A 5543-nucleotide genomic window follows, 5' to 3' on the forward strand; every position below is an offset into this window, starting at 1 on the left:
GAGCAGGTGCGCTCCGGCATCCAGGCCCTGCCGCGCGGCCAGCGCTACGCCGGCATGGCGATGGGCTTCACCACCGCCCAGTACTACCGCTACGTGCTGCTGCCGATGGCCTACCGGATCATCGTGCCGCCGCTGACCAGCGAGGCGATGAACATTTTCAAGAACTCGTCGGTCGCGTTCGCCGTGTCGGTCACCGAACTGACCTGGTTCGCGATGCAGGTCGGTGAGGAAACCGCCCGCCCGATGGAGATCTATTTCGGCGTGACGGTGCTCTACATCGTCTCTGCCTTCGCGATCAACCGCATCATGGCGTTCATCGAGAAGCGTGCGCGCATTCCCGGAATGGTCGTGGCCAGTGGTGCAGGCGGGGGGCACTGACAAATGAATCTCGACTTTGGCTTTTACAACTGGGACCTGATCTCCAACTTCGTGCTGAAGGGGCTGTACTTCAGCCTGATCCTCACGGTGGTCGCCACCATCGGCGGCGTGCTCTTCGGGACTGTGCTGGCGCTGATGCGCCTGTCGGGCAAGAAGTGGCTGGACGTGCCGGCCACCATCTACGTCAATGGCATGCGCAGCATTCCGCTGGTGATGGTGATCCTGTGGTTCTTCCTGCTGGTGCCGGCCATCATCGGCCGGCCCATCGGTGCGGAAGTGTCGGCGGTGGTGACCTTCATCGCCTTCGAGGCGGCGTACTTCAGCGAAATCATGCGCGCCGGCATCCAGTCCATCCCGCGCGGCCAGGTCCATGCAGGCCAGGCCCTGGGGATGACCTATGGCCAGAACATGAAGCTGGTGGTGCTGCCCCAGGCGTTCCGCAATATGCTGCCGGTGCTGCTCACGCAGACCATCATCCTGTTCCAGGACACGTCGCTGGTCTACGCCATCGGTGCCTACGACATGCTCAAGGGCTTTGAAGTGGCAGGCAAGAATTTCGGCCGCCCCATCGAGGCCTACCTGGCGGCAGCGGTTCTGTACTTTGTGATGTGCTATGCGCTGTCCTGGATGGTCAAACGCCTGCACCAGAAGATCGCGATCATTCGCTGATGCAAAAGAGATTGGATTGAGGAACAAGAAATGATCGAACTCAAGAACGTATCCAAGTGGTATGGCCCCGTGCAGGTGCTCAACGAGTGCTCGGCCGTCATCAACAAGGGTGAAGTGGTGGTGGTGTGCGGACCTTCGGGTTCGGGCAAGTCCACGCTGATCAAGACCATCAACGCGCTGGAGCCCTTTCAGAAGGGCGAGATCACGGTGGACGGCGTGAAGCTGCACGACCCCAGCACCAACCTGCCCAAGCTGCGCAGCCGCGTGGGCATGGTGTTCCAGCACTTCGAGCTGTTTCCCCACCTGTCGGTGACGGAGAACCTGACGATTGCCCAGGTCAAGGTGCTGGGCCGCACGCCCGACGATGCCAAGAAGCGCGGCCTGAAGATGCTCGAGCGCGTGGGCCTGATCGCCCACAAGGACAAGTTCCCCGGCCAGCTGTCGGGCGGCCAGCAGCAGCGCGTGGCGATCGCCCGTGCCCTGAGCATGGACCCCATCGTGATGCTGTTCGACGAACCCACTTCGGCGCTCGACCCCGAAATGGTCGGCGAAGTGCTGGACGTGATGGTGGGCCTGGCGAACGAGGGAATGACCATGATGTGCGTGACCCACGAAATGGGCTTTGCCCGCAAGGTCAGCAACCGCGTGATCTTCATGGACGTGGGTGGCAAGATCCTGGAGGACTGCTCCAAGGACGACTTCTTCAACCACCCCGAAGACCGCATGCAGCGCACCAAGGACTTCCTCAACAAGATCCTGCAACACTGAAAAGGTGTGAACGAACCCGCCATGCCCGCTCATCCCGCCAAAACACGCGCGCACATCGAAAGCAAATGCTCGCCGTAGCCCGAGCTATGGCTGTGCTTTGCGCCTGGATCGCGCGCTGTGGCGGCCTGCTCGGACACGCCGGGTCCATTCACACCTTCTGAACTTGCGCACTGCGCTCTGAACGGAGTGCGGTGTGCAGGATTTCACACAAGGCGCCTTCGGGCGCCTTTTTTCGTGGCGGCGGGTAGGGCCATGGGGCAAGAATGCCGATGTGCCGTGCTAGGTTCGCGCGGTGTCCCATTTCCGATGTCCAGGGCCATGCGCCGCTGCGTGGTGCTGGCCCGCCGTTTGACGGATTTCCCCATGCCCAAGCGTTCACCTGCCAGCGACAGCCTTTTTGAATTTCCGGCAGATTTGCCGGTGCCCGCCGCCCTGCGCGATCTGCTGCGGGCGTTTCCCGCGTTGCGTCCGCACACGGCCACGGTGAGTGGCTCGTTCGCATTCCACTCGGAGCCCCCCAGTGCCGTGGCGCGCTATTTCGGCGAGGAGGGCCATGCCGGCGGACTGGCGGCGGCGCAGCATCTGGGCGTGTTCGGCGTGGAGCCCGATGGCTCCACCCTCGCCGTCTGGCGCGCACCGCAGGGCGGCATGCCGGTGGTCTACCTCAGTTCGGAAGGCGGGGGCCGGGTGCTGGCGAGCGATGCCTGGCAGTTCCTGCGGCTGCTGGGCGTGGGCTATGACGAGTTCGCGCTGTATGGCAACCTGGATGAGCCACCGGAGGAAGACGGCGAGGTCGCGCCCGAGCTGCTGCAGTGGCTGGCGGACCAGGGCCTGTCGGTGCCCGAGACAGGGGAGGACATCCTGTCCGAAGCCGAGCAGCGCTGGCCCGATTTCGACGGCTGGATGGAGGATGCGATTGCCGGGCGGCTCTCGGCCTCGGCCCCAGGCCCCGCCCCGGTGAGGGCAGCACCGGCACCGACCGGCGCGGCCGCTGCTGCCGAGGGCAATCTCTGGGACCAGATGCTGTCGTGCATCGGCAGGCGCATCGACGACCCATTGGTGCAGCAGTGGCTGGCCGCCGTGGGCGCCAAGCCGCTCAAGCCCGCCACGCCGCACAATGAACGCACCTATGTCTCGGTGCGCGCCACCGGCATCGAGGTCGGCGCCGAGATGGCGCCCAAGCACCGCGCCTTCTGGCCGCCGCGCAAAGAGGGGCGCATCTGGAACACCTACGTCACGCGCATCATCCTGCCGGTGAAAGCCGCGCCGCTGGTGCCGCTGCCCGAAGGCATGTCGTGGGATCACTTTCCGGGCCCCATGGATGGCGACCGGTTCATGGAGCAACCGGTCAACGGCAGGCTGGAGTTGGCCTTTCAGCGCGCGGCCAAGGGCAACGGCATTGCGCGCATCGATGCCCGGCTGCCGACGGAGCGCGACTTCATGGAAGCCAGTGCCGAGTACGAGGAGACCAAGCCGCTGGTTTATGTGGAGGACGCGTTCTTCGTGACCTGGTGCGCGCTGCATGGGCTGCTCGATCCGGTGCGCTACCCGGCCGCGGTGCTCGCGCCCTGGCACGAGCGCACCGCCACGCCGCTGCAGTTGCTGCATGGCCCCTGTGGGCGCATCGTCTGGACCGACGACCTGGCCCCCGGTGCATCGGACTTCTGGGATGACTACTACCGGGGATTCGGCACGCCAGATTCCGAGCGCTGGGTCACTGACGTGAAGGCCGTGTTCCGCTCGTCCAACCATTTCCGTGAGCCGGACGAGGCGATGACGCCCGACAGCTGGGAGGCCTTCGACCGCATCGCCCCGAAGATCGCCCGGCGCTTCGAGGTGTGGCGCAGCAAGGCGCCGCAGGGCTGACGGCATGCCGCGCCGACGCTCCGTTCTGGCATGCGGCAGCGCGTGCGCAGGCATGGCTGCGTTTTCCTCCTCCTCCCAGGCTGCACCCATGGAAAAGACCTTGTTGTTCGAAAGCGCCGTGCACCCCTGGAAGGTCTACTACGTGCGCGAAAAGCCCACCTGGCAGACGCGCGAGCACTACTACCAGGTCACGCACCAAGGGCAACCGTTCCTGCTGCCTAAGGAGCTGTTCAAGGGGGTGCGGGATGTGGATCGGTTCGTCGCGGCGTCGGGCTTTGAAACGCAGGAGACGCACGCGGATTCGGTGCTGCTGGTGCTCGAGAACCGCGTGCGCAAGCCCGACGGCTTCGAGGAGCGCGCCTTGGTCGCCGTGATGGCGCAGTCCGTGTGCGCGGGCAAAGGCTGCCAGGTGCGCATTGCCAATCTGCAGGGCCAGGTGCTGGCGGTGATCGAGCGGGAATAGGGCAGCGTCACCGCCGGGTGACCCCGCCGGGAAGGAGGGCGGTGGCGGGGAATGGGACAATAGCGCCATGACCGCAGCCGCCCCCACCAACACCCTCACCATCACCCGCCCCGACGACTGGCACCTGCACGTGCGCGACGGGGAGCCCCTCTTCACCGTGGTGCCGCACACGGCCGCCCAGTTCGGGCGCGCCATCATCATGCCCAACCTGCGCCCGCCCGTGACCACAGCCGAGCAGGCCCTGGCCTACAAGCAGCGCATCCTGGCCGCCGTTCCCGCGGGCGTGCAGTTCGAACCGCTGATGTCGCTGTACCTCACCGACAACCTGCCGCCCGAGGAGATCGTGCGTGCACGCGAAGCCGGCGTGGTCGCCGCCAAGATCTACCCCGCTGGCGCCACCAACAACAGCGACGCCGGCGTGACCGACCTGCGCAAGACCTACAAGACCCTCGAGGCCATGCAGAAGAGCGGCATGCTGCTGCTGGTGCACGGTGAAGTGACCAGCAGCGACATCGACCTGTTCGACCGCGAGGCAGTGTTCATCGAGCAGCAGCTGATCCCGCTGCGCCGCGACTTCCCGGAACTCAAGATCGTCTTCGAGCACATCACCACCAAGGACGCGGCCGACTACGTGAATGCATCCGACCGCTTCACGGCCGCCACCATCACGGCGCACCATCTGCTGTACAACCGCAACGCCATCTTCATTGGCGGTGTGCGCCCGCACTACTACTGCCTGCCGGTGCTCAAGCGTGAGACGCACCGCGTGGCCCTGGTGCAGGCCGCCACCAGCGGCAGCGCCAAGTTCTTCCTGGGCACCGACAGCGCGCCGCACCCCGCGCACCTCAAGGAACACGCCAGCGGCTGCGCCGGCTGCTACACCGCCCATGCTGCCATGGAGATGTATGCCGAGGCCTTCGACAACGCGGGTGCTTTGGACAAGCTCGAAGCCTTCGCCAGCTTCAATGGTGCCGACTTCTACGGCCTGCCGCGCAACACCGGAACCATCACGCTGTGCCGCGAATCCTGGACCCCGTCGGACAGCTTCGCCTTCGGCGAGGCCGAGCTCAAGCCTTTGCGCGCCGGTGAAGCGCTGCCGTGGCGCCTGGTCTAGAAGCCATTGATTGGACCGCCGCCTGGCTGGCCCCGTACCGCGCCACCGGGCAGGCGGTGGCGCAGCAGGTGCTGGAGCAGGGTGCGCCCGTGTACCAGGCGCTGCAATGCACTGCTGCGCCCATGCAGTTCGTGGCCCAGGATGACCTGCCCGAAGGCGCGGCCTACGAGCAGCACATCTTCGACACGCGCCGCGTGCCCACGCGCGAGAATCTGCACGATTTCTTCAACGGCCTGGTGTGGCTGCATTTCCCGCAGGCCAAGCGGCGCTTGAACGAACTGCAGG

7 protein-coding genes are annotated in these 5543 nt (G+C 65.5%); all 7 read left to right on the plus strand.

The window, feature by feature from the left end:
• On the plus strand, positions 1 to 378 hold a 378-nt coding region (locus ACK59X_RS23540; protein WP_409960800.1), incomplete at its 5' end, for an ABC transporter permease subunit.
• 3 nt (positions 379 to 381) lie between these two features.
• Positions 382 to 1047, plus strand: coding sequence for an amino acid ABC transporter permease (locus ACK59X_RS23545; RefSeq protein ID WP_409960801.1), 666 nt, complete (start codon positions 382 to 384; stop codon positions 1045 to 1047).
• 30 nt (positions 1048 to 1077) lie between these two features.
• A complete protein-coding gene (locus tag ACK59X_RS23550; protein ID WP_409960802.1) occupies positions 1078 to 1815 on the plus strand; it encodes an amino acid ABC transporter ATP-binding protein in 738 nt (245 codons plus the stop codon).
• Between the two features lie 363 nt (positions 1816 to 2178).
• Positions 2179 to 3681: a hypothetical protein gene (locus ACK59X_RS23555; RefSeq protein ID WP_409960803.1), complete on the plus strand. Its 1503-nt coding sequence runs from the start codon at positions 2179 to 2181 to the stop codon at positions 3679 to 3681.
• 88 nt (positions 3682 to 3769) lie between these two features.
• A complete protein-coding gene (locus ACK59X_RS23560; protein ID WP_409960804.1) occupies positions 3770 to 4144 on the plus strand; it encodes a hypothetical protein in 375 nt (124 codons plus the stop codon).
• 67 nt (positions 4145 to 4211) lie between these two features.
• A complete protein-coding gene (gene pyrC / locus ACK59X_RS23565; RefSeq protein WP_409960805.1) occupies positions 4212 to 5258 on the plus strand; it encodes a dihydroorotase in 1047 nt (348 codons plus the stop codon).
• Positions 5243 to 5543, plus strand: a 301-nt coding sequence (locus ACK59X_RS23570; RefSeq protein ID WP_409960806.1) for a DUF3025 domain-containing protein, incomplete at its 3' end; no start/stop codon positions are given. The genes pyrC and ACK59X_RS23570, both read left to right, overlap by 16 nt.

The sequence above is a fragment of the Acidovorax sp. genome, from assembly GCF_046339755.1.
Lineage (GTDB): Bacteria > Pseudomonadota > Gammaproteobacteria > Burkholderiales > Burkholderiaceae_C > Acidovorax.